The sequence below is a fragment of the Massilia sp. CT11-137 genome, assembly GCF_047302885.1.
In the GTDB taxonomy this organism is placed as follows: domain Bacteria; phylum Pseudomonadota; class Gammaproteobacteria; order Burkholderiales; family Burkholderiaceae_D; genus Telluria; species Telluria orientalis.
Window position 1 is genome coordinate 1292382 of record NZ_JBKYMP010000001.1, and the last position, 16131, is coordinate 1308512.

The window sequence follows — 16131 nt, forward strand, 5'->3', positions numbered from 1 at the left end:
GCAAACCATAGACCGGATTAGTGCAAGAAGATCGAGGAGAAAGAATGTTAGTCAATACAGCGACCTATCTGTGGATCGAAGCCGGAGACATGTCTGGCGGCTCAAGAAATCAAATCGAATTTTCAGATGACCTTGCCAAATTCTTTGATGATCAAGCTCGTTCATCAGCGAAAGTGTTTATTGCCTACGACAAAGAGACGAAGGCGTTTTGCCCCTTCACAAACAGAGCGCAGGATTATGGTCAATGGGCCAATATCTGGCGACTTGGACTGATTACTAAGGCAAAGGGTGGGGTTGATTATCAGGGGCGCGTTATCTTTCTCGAGAGGCGAAAGATCGGGAAGTCATATGTCTATGTTATTTTTGTGGACGAAGTAAATTCGGAAAAGCACAAAGAATGGAAGGCAAAGTCGGTCGTCAAAGGAATTACTAGTGGGGCCGAGGGGAGAGCATATGGTTATTTTTAAGGTTGAAAGTTCTCAGTTCAAAAATATGATCAACGTACGACAGTTTGAAGCAATGAGAAGACCAATCCGTAACGACATGAATCCGCGAGCCTATCGATGAACAATCTTTTTGAGAACAGTCCCGAGACAAAAAGCGGCTCCATTGAATGCCTAGGCCTAGAGTTTTCGAGTGACCAAGCTCGGCGCGAATACTTTAGGGCGATTTTGGCGGAGAAACTGAAAGATCATGAATTCCGAAAGATCCAAGGATTCCCCCAAGGCACGGATGAAGCCATTTTGGCGATGTCAGACCCTCCGTATTACACTGCGTGTCCGAACCCGTTCCTCGAAGACTTCGTGCGCCACTACGGCAAGCCTTACGATCCGCACGTGAACTATAGTCGCGAGCCTGAAACTATCGATGTATCAGTTGGCAAGACTGATCCGATATATCAGGCACATGCGTATCACACGAAGGTACCCCACTTAGCAATCGTGCCATCGATCTTGCACTTTACTAACCCCGGGGACCTTGTGCTCGATGCGTTCGCCGGCTCGGGAATGACAGGAGTAGCCGCTCAGTGGTGTGGAGCAGCTGCGTCGGTTTATCGGCACGAGCTTGAAACTGAATGGAAAAAACGAGGCAAGGAAGCTCCAAAATGGGGGGCACGTCGAGTAATTCTGAACGATCTATCACCAGCGGCTACGTTCATTTCCGCGAATTACAACATTCCGTTTGATGTCATTGTCTTTTCGGAAGAAGTAAAGAAGATATTTAGGGAAGTTGAGCAAGAGATTGGGTGGATGTACGAAACGCTGCATTCCGACAATGTCACAAAGGCGCGCGTAGAGTTCACCATTTGGAGTGAGGTTTTCAGCTGTGCATCCTGCTCGGGCGAAATAATTTTTACCGATGCGGCAATGGATGAAACAAAGGCTCGGGTTGCAAATATGCTTGCGTGCCCGCATTGCGGAGCTACATCGACAAAGGAGCAAATGGAGCTTACATTTGAATCCTTCTTAGATAGTTCGACGGGCAAGGTCGAGAAAAGACCAAAGCGCTTGCCAACACTCATCAATTACAAAGTCGGCAAGACGACTTTTACGAAGCGCCCCGATACTGCGGATCTCGCGCTTCTAGAAACGATTAAGGGTTTACCGCTGCCGGACGAGGTGCCAACCACCGTATTGCCGGACTGCCAGATGACCAGAGTCGGCAGGATGCGGACGACAAATACGATTGCAACTCACTATATGTTCCTGCCTCGTGCTGCTCAAGTACTTGGCCTTTTATGGAAAAAGGCAAAGGCCAATCCTGATGCGCGGATGCGTCAGGCACTGCTCTTTTTTGTTGAACAGGCGATATGGACAACTTCAGTGATGAATCGATTCCAGCCGCAAGGATTTAAGCAGGTCAATAAATACTTGCCCGGGGTGTTTTACGTGCCGTCTCAGATTTGCGAAGTGTCCCCTTGGTATGCGATAGGAGCACGTGGAGACCGCATTGCAAAGGTGTTCGCAAAATTTAACAGGGCCGCTGGAGCGGCGTGCGTCACAACAGGTACTGCTGCCAACTTGAGCATACCTTCTAACAGCATCGACTATATATTCACAGACCCGCCGTTTGGGGAAAATATTTACTACGCTGACTTAAATATTCTCGTCGAATCATGGCATGGCGTGACCACCGATGCCACCCCAGAAGCGATCGTCGACCGCGTGCGCGAAAAGGGAGTACCGGAGTACCAGCATTTGATGAAGAGCTGCTTTGCTGAGTACTACCGGGTGCTCAAGCCAGGCCGCTGGATAACCATCATTTTTTCCAACAGCCGAGCTGCAGTTTGGAATGCCATTCAGGTATCTCTCCAGCAGGTTGGTTTCGTGGTTGCAGAAGTTACCGCATTGGATAAGAAATTGGGAAGCTTCCAGCAAGTTACGTCTCCGAATGCAGTCAAACAGGATTTGATTATTTCAGCATACAAGCCAAATGGAGGCCTAGAAGATCGCTTCAACCGAAATGGGGCGACCGTCGAATCAGTATGGGACTTTGTTCAGACGCACCTCAAGCAACTGCCAGCAGTAAAGGTCTCAAATGGCTACCCGCAGGAGTTGTTGAACATTGTGGAGCGGGATCCGCGCCGCATCTATGACCGCATGGCATCCTGGTTCATCCGCCATGGCGCAATGGTGCCAATCTCAACGCCGGAGTTTTTGGGTGAGCTGCCAGTTCGTTTTCGCGAGATGGACGGTATGGTATTCCTACCCGACCAACTGGCCGAATACGAGAAGGCTCGGTCGCGCATTCCCCAAGTTAAGCAGGCGGAGTTGTTCGTGTCCGATGAGCGCAGTGCCATAGACTGGCTCACCAACTTCCTGCTCAAGCGCCCATCAACTCGGTCGGAGATTCACCCCGAGTACATTCCGCAGATCGGGTCGGCCAAGCGCAAGGGCGAGATCATTCCAGAGTTGGATCAGCTGCTTGACGACAACTTCTTGCGCTACGACGGTACTGACGAGGTGCCGAGCCAAATTCATAGCTACCTCTCGACCAACTACAAAGATCTGCGCGGCCTAGAGAAGAACAGTCCGGCGCTAGTGGCCAAGGCCAAGGATCGCTGGTATGTGCCGGACCCGAACAAAGTACAAGACCTGGAGAAGAAGCGCGAGAAGGGGCTACTTAAGGAATTCGAAGTCTATCGGTCGTTCACAGGTCGCAAGATCAAGGAGTCGCGTCTGGAGGTGCTGCGTGCTGGCTTCCGCGCTGCGTGGGCCGCTAAGGATTACAAGTCCATCATCAGTATCGCCAACAAGCTGCCACAGGAAACGCTGCAAGAGGACGAGAAGCTGCTCACCCTCTATGACCTCGCGCTGACCCGTACCGAAGACGGGATCTGAGTATGGTCGGCGGCGGGTTCACCATTGGCGGCTGGTGTTGGTTCACTCGGCAGGCATCGCCCTGCCGGGTGATCGAGCGCCAGGACGTGTGGGGCGAGGTGGCCTACCGCGTGTGGCTACCAGCCAAAGACGCGGTGGTGCGCGCTCGCTCGGTAGATTTGGCCTCGCTGGAAAGCGTGCGCCCAAGCGTGGAGCAGATTCTGCACACCACGGCGGCGGCCAAGCTGCTGGATGCGTTGGAGGACAACCTGCTGCTGGCGCCCATCCAGTCTAGCGTGGTGCCACTGCCGCACCAACTCTATGCACTGAACCGCGCCATTAGCCGCGACCGCATTCGCTACCTGCTGGCCGATGAGGTGGGCCTCGGTAAAACGATCGAGGCCGGCTTGGTCCTGCGCGAACTGAAATTGCGCGGCCGGGTGAAGCGCATCTTGGTGGTGGCGCCCAAGGGTCTCGTGCGCCAGTGGCAGGCCGAAATGCGCCTGCACTTTGGTGAGAAGTTCCAGTTCATCGAGCCGTCCGAGCTGGCAGCCTTCCGTCAATGGCGCAGCGGCGGGGCGGGCGAGGAGGAGAACCTGTGGCGCATGCACGACCAGGTGATCTGCTCGCTGGACTCAGTGAAGCCGATGGAGAGTCGGCGCGGCTGGAGCCTTGAGCAACTGAACACCTACAACCGCGAGCGCTTCGAGGACCTGATTTCGGCGTCGTGGGATCTGGTCATCATCGACGAGGCCCACCGCATGGGTGGCAGCACCGAGCAGGTGGCCCGCTATAAGCTGGGCGCCGCGCTGGCGGACGCCTCGCCCTATCTCTTGCTGTTGTCGGCCACGCCGCACCAAGGTAAGACCGACCAGTTCATGCGCCTGATGCAGTTGCTCGACCGGGAAGCGTTCCCAGACGAAGGCAGCGTCAGCCGCGACCGGGTGCGTCCATTCGTGATTCGCACCGAGAAGCGGTCATCAATCAACGCCGAGGGCCAGCCGCTGTTCAAGCCCCGTGTCACCCGGCTGCAGGCGGTGGCGTGGCAGGCACGGCACGGCTCGCAACAGCGCCTATACGAGGCGGTGACCGACTATGTGCGCCACGGCTACAACCAAGCAATGGCGGCCAAGCAGCGCCACATCGGCTTCCTGATGATCCTGATGCAGCGGCTGGTGACCTCAAGTACGGCAGCTATCCGCGCCACGCTGGAGAAGCGCCAAGCCCTGCTCGATACACCACAGCTGCAGGCGAGCCTGTTCGAGAACACCAGCCAGGACGAGTGGGCCGATCTCGATGGCCAGTCGCAAGTAGATCTCGCCATGCAGTCCAGTGGCTGGGAGCTGGAGAGATCCGAAGTCGAGATGCTGCTGGAGCTGGCGCGTGAGACCGAGGCTGCTGGCACGGACGCCAAGGCCGAGGCGCTGCTGGAACTGATCTACAAGCTCCAGCAAGAGGAAGGCGACCCGGTGCTGAAGGTGCTGATCTTCACCGAGTTCGTGCCGACGCAAGCGATGCTGGCCAATTACCTGGAAAGCCGGGGTTTCTCGGTGGCGACGCTCAACGGCAGCATGGACCTAGAAGCGCGCACGCGGGCACAACAAGCGTTCTCCAATGATGTTCGCGTATTGATTTCGACGGATGCCGGCGGCGAAGGTCTGAACTTGCAGTTCTGCCATGTCATCGTAAACTTCGATATGCCGTGGAACCCGATGCGAATTGAGCAGCGCATTGGCCGGGTAGACCGTATCGGACAGAAGCACGTGGTGCGTGCCATCAACTTCGTGCTTGAGGACACGGTGGAACACCGTGTGCGTCAGGTGCTAGAGACCAAGCTCGAGGTTATCGCGCAGGAGTTTGGCGTCGACAAGGCGGCTGACGTGATGGACTCAGTCGAGGCCGACCCGATCTTCGACGAATTGTTTGTGCACGGGCTGCAGAACCCGGATGCGATCGAGCAGGAATGCGACTCCGTGGTGTCGCAACTGCGGTCCACGCTGGCGGAGTCGAAGAACAACAGCGATCTGCTTACCACCGAGCATGAACTGGATGCCGACGATGCTCGCAGGTGGCGTGACCATCCGGTGCAGTTCTGGCTAGAGCGCGCCATCACTAGCGGGTTGGCAGCGCGCGGCGGCTTAGCAGCCAAGGTTGGCAAGGCGTGGCGGGTGAAGTGGGCAGACGGCAGCGAGTCGGCACAGGCTTGTTTTGACGCCCGTACGGCAGATGAGAACCCGGAGTTCGAGTGGGTCACGATGGAAGACCCACGCGCCCGGGCTGTGATCAGTGAGCTGCCACGCTTTGTCGCAGGCCAGCCACTGCCGGTGATCCGCGTGACCGGGCTGCCGGATTCAGTACGCGGCATCTGGTCGCTGTGGGAGATCAGCCTAGTGGCGGATGGCTTGAGCAGGAAGCGCTTTCTGCCCGTGTTCATCAACGAGGGGGGGCGCCCCTTTGTGCCGACAGCCAAGCGCGTATGGGATCTGCTGCTAACTGAAGCCGTGGATGTGCACGCCGTGACTGGTGCAGAGGAGTCGGTAAAGTGGTTTGAAGCATCCCATGCCGCTGCCAGTACCCAGGGTGAACGGATCTTCACCGAACTGCTGACCGAACACCGCGCCCGGCTGAAGGAAGAACGCGAACGTGCGGTGTACGCCTTTGATGCCAGATGCCAGGCGATCGGGCGAATCGGCCTGCCCACCGTGCGTGAGCACCGGCGCAAGCGACTGCAGCAGGAACACGATGCACGCATGGCCGTCATCGATGACATGGAAGCCAGCGTGCCGGACTTGAATGCCGTGATTATGGTTCGGGTCTCCGGCGACGCTGTGCCTGGAGGACAGTAGGAATGAGTTTGTGGACAGAACGCATCCTGAGCCACTTCACGGCCGATCTCACCCGGCTGTGGGTAGCATGCGACCCTGATGATGTGTTGCTCGACGAGAAGCTGCTAACCGAGCTGCGCGCTCGCGGATTTGAGCTGATGCTGTACGAGGACCCATTTGCTTTCCGCGCCGAATACGAGGAGCGATACCGTGCGGCATGGGATCGAGGTGAGCCGGGGCCAGCACCCTCGTTGGTTCTGCATCTGCGCAGTGCCGACGCGAATGCCTTGCCGTGGGACATCGTGCATCACGGTCGTGTGGTACGTCTCAGCCTTGCAGAGCTATTCCCGAAGCTGACCTACAGCGCGGTACAGCAAGTCGAGCCAGAGCATTTTGCCGGGCTGTTTCATGCGCATGAGACCGAACTGCAGTCAGCGCGCGGCGGGAATGAGTCGAAGGACTTCATTCTTGAACACGTCTATCAGTTTGTACCGAGGTCCATCCGGACACAGGTCGATTTCTGGCGTGAGCTGCTCCGATTGCACTTTGCGAACCGATCGTTGCCACTAACGTTTGCCCAGCACGCGGCGAGCATCATCCAAGGCAAAGAGCTGTTTAAGAGCTATTCTGTTGCTACATGGCTGGCATCCAAAGGTATGCTTCTACGGGTGGTGCAAGGGGCGTGGTATCGCTATCTGGAAACCCTAGGACTTGATGGTATTCGGGCAGGTGAGGCGCCATCACTGGACTATGAGACGAAGATCGAGATTCCGTTCGAGCATACTGATCTGCAGGTGTTGGTCGACTCTATGTTCCTCGATGGCTCGTTGCAGCCGTTGGCGGTGCATAGCGTCCCGAAACACGTGCCAAGTTGGGTCAAGGCTGGTATCGTCCAGGACCCTGCGGCATTGCAGGCGTTAGTGCTAAAAGGTATCAATGGATTGAGCGATGCCATCCCGACCGCAACATCGTCGTACAAAGACTGGAGCGACTTCGCCAAGCGCTACGGAGAGATATTGTCCAGAGTGCATGCTTTGGCCAACACGAACGACAGCTACTACCTGCCTTTAAGTGCGTCACAGATAAGCGACCGTATCAAGAAGCTGCAGAGCGAGTCGGACGAGCGATTACAGGCATGGATCGCCGATAAACATTATGCCGATCTGATTTTACAGCCGGTGACGAAGGGCCCGGTGATGGTGCACCACGTGCCGCGCTTCTTGCGCCATCGCCGATCAGCAGGAGAAACCAAAGTTGCTTTGCTGGTGTTCGATGGACTTGCCTTCGATCAGTGGGTGCAGATCCGCGACCGACTTGTCTCCACCACCAAGCGCTTTTCCTTCGATGAAGGGGCTGTATTCGCATGGCTTCCAACGGTCACATCAGTGTCGCGCCAGGCGCTGTTCTCGGGCCTAAAACCTCGCGAGTTCGATGACTCCATTGACCGGACCGACAAGGAAGAATCCTTGTGGAAAACGTTTTGGCAGAATGAAGGCGTCACCTCGAATGAGGTGATGTACCGACGCGCGCTGCGCCAAATTGATCAACTTGACACGCTTGAAGCAGACTTGGCCAACCGCCGCCCGAAAGTGGTGGGCCTGGTCATCGATGAGGTGGATGACCGGCTCCACAAGGAACGGTCCAAGAAAGACGTAGCGATGTGGATCGGGAACTGGTTAGCGACCGGTTTCGTGGATCGGCTGTTCTCGCTGCTGCTGGACAAGGGATATCACATCTATCTCACGGCGGACCACGGTAATGTGGAGTCTATTGGCGTCGGCAGGCCCAACCAAGGTGTCATTGCGGAGACGCGGGGCGAGCGCGTGCGGGTTTATCGGAGCGAACCGTTGCTGGCCGATTCCGCTGCAGCCTATCCCAACACCGTAAGGTTAGACATCGCTGGACTACCCGCGAACTTTATGCCTTTATTCGCAGGTGGACGAACCGCCTTTGTGCCGGATGGCGAGCAGGTGGTAGTCCACGGCGGGGTGTCGATCGAAGAGTTGATCGTGCCCTTTGTGAAAGTCAGTTATGTGATTGATACCGAATGAATTCATCAGCCCCAAAAATTGGCTTTGATCGGTTCATTCAGCTTGATTGGGCGGCTGCGGCATTGAATATTCGTGCAGGCGTGGCTGGGCTAGATGATCTGAATGCGCTGCTTGAGGCAGCAGAGCTTGGCGCGGAAGCCAAGAAAAAAACTCGGACGGTACTCAATCGGCTGTGGCTTGAGCCGCGAGCCGAACTGGTTGATTATGCAGATCGCGCCGCGGCCATTCACAAGGATCAGCCGGATGTTCCGGTCGCGGTGCTTTGCTGGGGCATGTCTGTGGCAGCGTACCCGTTTTTTGGCAAGGTCGCCGAGTTGGTGGGCCGCCTGTCCGCTATTCAGGGTGACTGCGCATCTGCCGAAGTGCATCGCCGCATGAGCGAGACTTACGGAGAGCGCGAAGGCACTCGGCGCATGACCAACATGGTTATCCAGAGCCAGGCGAGCTGGGGAGCCGTCGAACGGGTCGAGAAGAGCAAACGGGTTATCCGGCTCGCGCCAACAGCGATCGACAACGACGAACTCACGGCATGGCTGATCGAAGCGGCCGTGCGCTACGCCGGAAAACCTGTTGCGGTGCCCAGCTTGCAGTCGCTACCTGTGCTGTTCCCGTTTACCATGACGCGACCTTTGGCTTATGTGGCATCGAACAGTGCAAACCTGAGCCTTCGGTCGGAAGGGCCGAGTAGCCATTTTGTTGCATTGCGCGCCAGCTATTGAGAAACGACATGCGTACAAGAACAGGGAGCACAAGCGTGTAAGCAAAATGGCTCGTCGATGCGGGGTACCTTGAAGTTTTACATAGACCAGAAGCGCTGCGTTTCGGTCGATGCCGGCAATCGAACGATTGCCGGCTCAACGAATGTCTTTTCAAGAACAGGCCGGCCATTAAGCTACTTGGGAGCCTCCCCCAGTATGCGTGTCCTTGTGTAGCCTTACTTCCGATTGACAACGTGAAACTAGTCCGAGGCGACCAAACCGATCAACGGTTCTTGACAGCCGAGAGTTCCGACGTGCAATATTCTGGACAATCTGCTCGGCGGGAGGGAGTTTCTTCGTACCGGGTCATCGAATTAACACCTTGCCGTTGGTGCTCCATTGCAACATCTATATACCTTCGAAACGAAAGAAGAGGCCGAAGAGGCTCTAGCAAAGTTATTGGGGCCGAAGCGATTGGCTAGTGATCGAGACGGTACTGAAGTCATATACAAGTTGTTTGGTGACATGACCTGGAGAAATCTCTACGCTTTGGGTCTGCATAATCTTCCTGAGTTGAAAAGTATTTTATCGCAGCGGGACTCTGGAGGCGCCTATAATAAAAACCGACACCGCGAAATTATCGTCGCACTCGAAAACATTTCGCGAGTGCTCGGACTGACGATTCCTGCGCATTGGCGATGACGGCTGACGTACGAGTAAGTAAATGGCCAAATTCCAAGTGGCGGGCACCGGCCGCGATTCGGGCCGGGCGCGCAAAAAAGCCTATTAAGAGCGGCTAACAAAACCCGCAGGGGTAGCATCGTGGATTCGCTCTAAGCTAACTGGTGGTCAACCAGTGTTGGAATTTGTCGACCACCAGGTTGTCTTGCCTAAGCTTGGAGCCACCGATTAATGGATGACGACGAAGCGGCTACCTCCTCGGAAGCAGAATCACTCCGACCAATCATTTCTGCAGGAGCTGGATCACTACGCGTAAGCAGGGGCGCGGGCACGTCGTGATGCTGGAGGGTGCCTCCAGCATTGACGGTTCGATCTACTTCGAGCTGGTTGGCGACGCGCACGATCGTTCCTGTGTGCGCAGTCCGCGACCTCAGCCACGTCGAGATCGCGTCAATCTGCTGTTCCACATCCCCAGCCGGATGCCCTGTCTCAGCGATGTATCTTTCAAGGGCCAGGCGCACGAGTTTCCCACGTTCGCGTACCGGCGTCATCGCCAGCAGCGTGTGAACATCCGGCGCCTCCTGAAAAGTTAGGCTGATCCGAACCGTGATCTCGGTGCCGATTTTTGGCGGCTTTTCCAGTTGTCCTGCCATGAGCGCTTCCGGCATCACGACTGACGTAGGGACAGTAAGCCGAGGCGGCAGAAGCCTTCCGCCACCATCATCCGCGGCTCGTCGGTGGAAACAGCATTGGGGTACCGTTGTTTCAGCCCGTCGAGAAGCAGCTCGGCGCCGCCACCGCCAACGATGATCCCGTCCAGTACTGCAGCCTTCTGGCCAAACACCCGGTTGGCCTCATCCATCACCACTGCTTCAAAGCCAGCTTTCGCTTGGCGCAGCAGGTGGGAAACATCGACCCGCTCGCCGAAGTGCTTGATGCCGCCGCTACGCACCGCTGCTTCTACCACGTCCAGGGACGTCGGCAGCTTAGCCTGCGCCAGTGCGCTGGACATGCCGTCGTAGACCAAGTGCATTCCCGCACACGACACGGCCGCGTATTCCATCATTGCTCCCCGATCGGAAAGGGCAAAGTCGGTCGTGTAATGCCCGATCTCGATTACGCCCCAAGCCTCGTTGTCGAGGTCTCGCTGCGGGTGCGGGCTACCGTTACTTTGGATCGAGAGCCACTGCAGCGGCGCGTCCGCTTGGCTCTGGACCATCACTCTGAGTGTTTGGCCTGGCAGGAGCCGCGGCGTGAGCAAGTCCGCGATGCGGCTGCGAAGCGTGTCGCGCTGCGGTCCAACGAATTTCGCCGGCAAGCCCATCACCAGATGAACCCGGGCGGGAGGATTGCCGAAGGCCTGCATGGTCTTCCGCCATGCCCCCAGTACCAGTGCGTCGTGCTGCGGACTCTCGATCCAGTCCGCATTTTGCCCCGTATAGACTTCGGAGCGGCCTTGTCGCAGGGCGGTCTCGCCGAAGAAGTATCGACGGCCGTCCAACTCGACAGTCTCGAGCTCGGCTTTCTGTCGGGTTTGTTCGTTCGTCAGCGCGATGGCCGGCATCACGACGGTCGGGATCTCGAACGAGAAGCGCTTGTCGGGCGACGCCAGCGAGGTTGCGCGTACTTTGAACATTGAATGGCCGCCGTCAATTGCGATCGAGAGGTTTTCCACTGATGACTCCAGGTAGTTTAAAAATTCAAAGGTAACGGAGAAGTCGGCGTGCGCAACTCAGGTTCAGATTTGCGACACCGCGCTGCAATCGGAACCTGAAATTCGTCCGTGTCGGAAAATCAGGTTCAAAATTGCGCCGTCACTACCTATCAGCGCTTGCGGAAGTTAGGCGACTCGTCGGCAAAAGTCCCCTGTTGATATGCTAGTTGCCCTGTGGTAAGCTTTGCGCGTCGGTCACCGGCAATGCCCCGTTCCTAGTAGTTGTTCTGTCCCATGAGAGAGAACAGCTTTTGCAAAGCCAGCTTTTTGGCACAGTCTCGCTATTGCTCTCGATAGCGGGCACCCATCCCAATCTAAAAAATCGGCTCTTACCTGGCTAAAGTCTCGTCGCGAGACTACACAGACAGGTACAGAGTGATCCTGAAAGCGTGTCGCCATCAGTGTTCTAGCGCAATGGCAGGGAAAACTCGATCACAGATCGAATTCCCTAGCCGAGCCGTTAGCGCCTTCGGCCGCCTCACCAGCCATCTCCACAGCCGCTCTTCGCTCCCGAGCGCGCTTCTTCCACATCGCAACTGCAACCATCGTGATCGGGTTAGTTACCCCTTAGGCCGCATGTGCTTTCTGGCACGGCACCTATGAACATCACGCCAGCTCCACTGGTCTCTCCACAAAAAGAGGCGCGCATCCTCAAGGCCCGGACTTGCTCCGGGAATGCGCAGCGAGAAACCGCTTCAACGTTCAGTTCTCTTCTTCGGAAGAGAGACCGATTACCGCGAGGGTTCGGCGCATCAGTGGTTGGCAGTAAGGCCCACTGACGCGAAACCGGTTTATTTAAGACGGGAGCCTTACCTCCGCCAGCTCAGCATGTCGCGCTTCCGCCTGTGGCGATAAGAGGTATCGATGATTTTTGTGAGGGATATATGTGGCAGCAGGAAGTGAACGACGTGATGAAGTCGGCCGGTCCCTATCGGGTCAACGGCAAGCCGGCGTCCGAACGGACCCAGACGCTCACGAAAGAGGTTGTGTATGCAGCGATACGGTTGCTGCACGAGCTCGGTGTCAACGGCGATTGAAAACTGATACAGATTTCGTCATGCCAGCGATTTAAAACTGATACACCGCCGTCGCCGAACACCGTCCGTGTTCAGCCCAGTTCTGCAACGTCGTTCCCCCTCATCATTCCGGCCTGTCGCTGGTGTTTCAAGCGATAGCTTTCCCCTGCAATCGGCACGATATGCGCATGGTGCAGCAACCGGTCGAGCAGGGCCGCAGTCAGCGTCGTGTCCTGCGCGAAGGTCGTGTCCCATTGCCCGAACGGCAGGTTGCTGGTCACGACCAGGCTGCTGCGCTCGTACATGGCCGCGATCACCTGGAAGAACAAATTGGCCTGTTCCCGGTTCATCGGCAAGTAGCCGATCTCGTCGATGATCAGGAGCCGATATGCCTTGATCGCGCGGTGCATCACCGCCTTCAGATTGTTCTGCGTGTGCGCCGTCGTCAACGCCAGCAACAGGTCGGCTGCCGTCGTGAAGCGCGTCTTGATGCCGGCCTGCGTGGCCTTGTAACCGAGGGCCATTGCCAAGTGCGTCTTGCCCACGCCGCTGGGGCCGACCAGTACCACGTTTTCATGCCGTTCGACGAAGCCCAGGCCGGCCAACTCCTCGACCTGGCTGCGTTTGACGCCCTTGGCAAAGTCGTAGTTGAACTCATCCAGCGTCTTCACTGCCGGGAATCCGGCCAGCCGGGTCAGCGTGCTTTGCTTGCGCACATTGCGTCCAGCTACTTCCTCCCTCAGCAAGCCTTCCAGGAAGTCGCTGTAGGCCGTTCCCTGCTTGGCTGCCTTCTGGGTTGCGGCGCTGTAGCCCTGCGCCACGAACGGCAGGTTCAGGCTCTCGCACAGCGCCGCGATCCGCTCATGCTGCAGATTCATGCCACCACTCCTTCCGATACCCGCATCAGCAGCGCGTCGTAGACCTGCAGCGGATGCTGTACCGGAGAAGGTTGCGCGATCCGCTCCACCACTGCCGCCGGCCGTGGTGCCGCAGGCGCCGTTACTGCCGGTTGCGGCCGGGCTGCCGCAATGTCTGCCCGCCACGGTGCTGGCAGTGGCTGCAGGTGCTCCGACTCCCGCTTCAACGCCGCGGCTGGCGGCTCCCCGGTGGTGCCGTGGATGCGTGCATTGGCCACTTCTTGCAACCAGTGAGCCACTTCCACGTTGGCCGTTACGACATCAAGCTTCTGGCCGCTCTGCGCCAGCCGGCTCACCAGCGGCACGTAGAACGAACGGCGCAGATAACCGTTGAAGCGTTCGACCTTGCCCTTGGTCTTGGCACGGTACGGCTGGCACAGCTTGATCACAAAGCCGCTATGCCTGGCATAGTCCAGGAAGCCGGCATGGAAGCGGTGCTCGCCTTCGCCGTAAGCGTCGCGCTCCAGTACCACCGTCTTCATGTTGTCGTACAGGACCCGCCGCGTCACGCCACCGAAGGCAGCGAAAGCGCGCTCGTGGCAAGCGATCAGGGTTTCCACCTTCATGTTGCTGACGAACTCCACATAGCTGGCCCGGCTAAAGCCGAGCGTGGCGCAAAATGCATACAGCGGCGCGCTGCCCTTGCGGAACTCGACCCAGTCCACCTGCAGCTGCTCGCCCATCGCCGTCTCGAAACGCACCACCGGATCTACCGGCGGCGTCGGGCGCAGCGTGCGCATGAAGGCGCGCAGCTGGCTCATGCCGCCTTCGTAGCCGCGCGCTGCGATCTCACGGTACAGCACCGTGGCTGGAATCGTATCGGGCTGGGCGGCCTGCTGCCGATCCCTCAGATACCGCTCGAATTGCGCCAGCTTCGTCTGGCGCTTGACCTTGCGCTCGTACTTCGGCACGGCCTCCAGAGCCAGATGCCGGCGCACCGTGTTCACTGCGCAGCCGACTTCAGCGGCAATCTGCCGAAGGCTCAACCCATGCTTCTTCAGTAGCTTGACTTCCACGTACACCTCTTTGGGTTTCAAGGCCGCTCCGCAAAGCGGCCATCTTCTCAAATCGGTGTATCAGTTTTCAATCGCTGCCTGTATCAGTTTACAACCGCTGCTGACACTCGGTTACAAGATTCAAGATCCCAGGAACCTGGGGGAACGCCATATCCAAGTGCTCGTCAAGCATTGGTGGTATTGCCAGCACAAGAAACCCAAAACCATTCAGAACGATTTGTCGCGCTTGCGCGTGTTCTGCGCCATGCTCGGCAAGCCCGGCATGGTCGGCTCAGTCCATAAGTATTTGCCGGGCGTGGATCCGGAACTGCTGAAGGTACGTTCAGCTGCGCAAGCCACGAAGTCCTGGTCCGGGAACGGCATTGACCTGGTAGCGAAGTTTCGCGAAGTCGACGAGCGCGAACCGTGCCTCGGGCTGATGTTGCGCCTCGAGCTGGGCTTTGGACTGCGGCGCGAAGAGGTCCTGAAATGCAATCCACACGTCCAAGACTTTGGCCAATACCTGCAGGTCTTCCCGGGCATGGGGAAGGGCGGCCGTTGGCGAAACATTCCCATCGCGTCGACCGCCCAGCGCGAGCTCCTGGATTACGTCAAAGCTCGTGTACCAAAGAACAAACCCCTTGGGTGGGAATACACCCGGGCAGGCGGGGCGGCCAGCCTGGAACAGAACATTCGCCGCTACGAGAATTTGATGACCTCGTTTGGCTTTACCAAAGCCGACGCCGGCGTGACCGGACACGGGTTGCGCGCGCAGTTTGCCGAGAACCACGCGCTCTTGCTTGGAATGATGCCGCCCACGATGGGCGGCGACGCAGGGCAACTGGATCGTGCGGATCTGGGTGTCCTGAAGGTGAAGGTGGCCCAAGCGTTGGGACATAACCGTCCCTCCGTGACCACTGCCTACATTGGTTCGTTCAAGGCTGATGGACGCGACGTGGCGGACGACCATGGTCTTGAAACGATTCAGAAAGCGCTGCGACTTCTCGAGATCGTCGGATTGCCAGCGGTTCCCATGGAACGGATGAGCGACTGCAAATTAATTCGAAACGCAGTGGCCTCTCTTGGCCTGGCCCCGTCTGAAGAACAAATTCACATGCTGTGGGCAAAGAACTCTCGCCGCAATGGCGTGGAGTGGATGACTCCAGAGCATGAGATTCCGCTCGTTTTGCGCGCCTCGGCAGAGGCCCTGCTAAACGATTTTTCGTTGTAAACCAGAGGAGAAATAGATTGGACTGTAATAAAAAAGCGGCTGTCGACCATGCGGCCTTCAAGCATTTTAAAGAACGATGCCCCGCCGTGCGCATGGATTCGTATCCTGTTCCTGGGGGACTGTTGAATGAATCTATTTATGAAGGAATGAAGGGGAATGAAAGGCTGCGGGGCGCAGATTTTGAGTTTGCGGCGCGCGGTGTGGTTTTGGCGCTCTCAAGCCATGAGTGCATCTTACGCCTGTTCAATTGGCTGTATGATTGCCATCCGATTCGGCATCACACATATGCTCCTAACGATGACGGTATCGTTTTCCCTATGTCAATTATTTGTTTCAGGGCAGAGGGTGAGCGTCAGATCGCTTCGCTCAGATCTTGGCTGGGCGAAATTTTTATGCCGGTGGTTTGGCCCGAACTGATCCTCGAAGGGATGAGGATCATCGCGGAGTGCAAGGCACGTGTTTCGAATGCAGAATCGCTTGAGGAACTCGTTGCAGATCGGTCTTATTTGGGCGGGGATCCGACGTCGCTCTCGTTCTATAAGACCAGACAAATCGGATAGATACATGGATATGCGGCCTGCTGTTAAAGCGCCTGATGACTTGACACGCAGGCCGGCTTTCATGAGGCCGGAACCATACCCTGGCCTGTGACAGTAGGAATTGGGCGGCCGCGTGTCCTATTT

12 protein-coding genes are annotated in these 16131 nt (G+C 57.2%); 8 read left to right on the plus strand and 4 right to left on the minus strand.

Annotated features, from left to right (window positions below; genetic code table 11):
- The first annotated feature begins 44 nt into the window (after positions 1–44).
- From ACEN98_RS05890 to ACEN98_RS05910, 5 genes are all read left to right on the plus strand, one after another.
- Positions 45–467 (plus strand): hypothetical protein, encoded by a 423-nt coding sequence (locus ACEN98_RS05890; RefSeq protein WP_413382444.1) that lies wholly within the window; start codon positions 45–47, stop codon positions 465–467.
- Between the two features lie 96 nt (positions 468–563).
- Complete coding sequence (locus tag ACEN98_RS05895) at positions 564–3341, plus strand: DNA methyltransferase (protein ID WP_413382447.1); 2778 nt, start codon at positions 564–566, stop codon at positions 3339–3341.
- Positions 3342–3343: 2 nt separating this feature from the next.
- On the plus strand, positions 3344–6166 hold the full coding sequence (locus tag ACEN98_RS05900) for a DEAD/DEAH box helicase (RefSeq protein WP_413382450.1): 2823 nt from the start codon (positions 3344–3346) through the stop codon (positions 6164–6166).
- 2 nt (positions 6167–6168) lie between these two features.
- Complete coding sequence (pglZ, locus tag ACEN98_RS05905; protein WP_413382453.1) at positions 6169–8196, plus strand: BREX-3 system phosphatase PglZ; 2028 nt, start codon at positions 6169–6171, stop codon at positions 8194–8196.
- A complete protein-coding gene (locus ACEN98_RS05910; protein ID WP_413382456.1) occupies positions 8193–8915 on the plus strand; it encodes a hypothetical protein in 723 nt (240 codons plus the stop codon). Before pglZ ends, ACEN98_RS05910 begins: the two co-directional genes overlap by 4 nt.
- Positions 8916–9784: 869 nt before the next feature.
- On the opposite strand, the gene ACEN98_RS05915 is transcribed toward ACEN98_RS05910, so the two are convergent.
- Positions 9785–10228, minus strand: a complete 444-nt coding sequence (locus tag ACEN98_RS05915) for a hypothetical protein (protein ID WP_413382460.1) — start codon at positions 10226–10228, stop codon at positions 9785–9787.
- Positions 10229–10242: 14 nt separating this feature from the next.
- Positions 10243–11250, minus strand: a complete 1008-nt coding sequence (locus tag ACEN98_RS05920) for a hypothetical protein (RefSeq protein ID WP_413382463.1) — start codon at positions 11248–11250, stop codon at positions 10243–10245.
- 923 nt (positions 11251–12173) lie between these two features.
- Between ACEN98_RS05920 and ACEN98_RS05925 the strand changes: the two genes are divergently transcribed.
- Positions 12174–12326 carry a hypothetical protein gene (locus ACEN98_RS05925; protein WP_413382466.1) on the plus strand — a complete coding sequence of 51 codons (153 nt, stop codon included), beginning with the start codon at positions 12174–12176 and terminating at the stop codon, positions 12324–12326.
- Between the two features lie 71 nt (positions 12327–12397).
- Here ACEN98_RS05925 and istB read toward each other — a convergent pair whose 3' ends face one another.
- Positions 12398–13183: an IS21-like element helper ATPase IstB gene (gene istB / locus ACEN98_RS05930; RefSeq protein WP_413382469.1), complete on the minus strand. Its 786-nt coding sequence runs from the start codon at positions 13181–13183 to the stop codon at positions 12398–12400.
- Positions 13180–14238, minus strand: a complete 1059-nt coding sequence (istA, locus tag ACEN98_RS05935) for an IS21 family transposase (RefSeq protein ID WP_413385955.1) — start codon at positions 14236–14238, stop codon at positions 13180–13182. Before istA ends, istB begins: the two co-directional genes overlap by 4 nt.
- A gap of 10 nt (positions 14239–14248) precedes the next feature.
- Here istA and ACEN98_RS05940 point away from each other — a divergent pair, with 10 nt between their 5' ends.
- On the plus strand, positions 14249–15448 hold the full coding sequence (locus ACEN98_RS05940) for a hypothetical protein (protein ID WP_413382472.1): 1200 nt from the start codon (positions 14249–14251) through the stop codon (positions 15446–15448).
- Between the two features lie 17 nt (positions 15449–15465).
- The gene (locus tag ACEN98_RS05945) at positions 15466–16008 is read left to right on the plus strand and encodes a hypothetical protein (RefSeq protein WP_413382474.1); all 543 of its coding nucleotides are present in this window, start codon (positions 15466–15468) and stop codon (positions 16006–16008) included.
- The last annotated feature ends 123 nt before the right edge of the window (positions 16009–16131 follow it).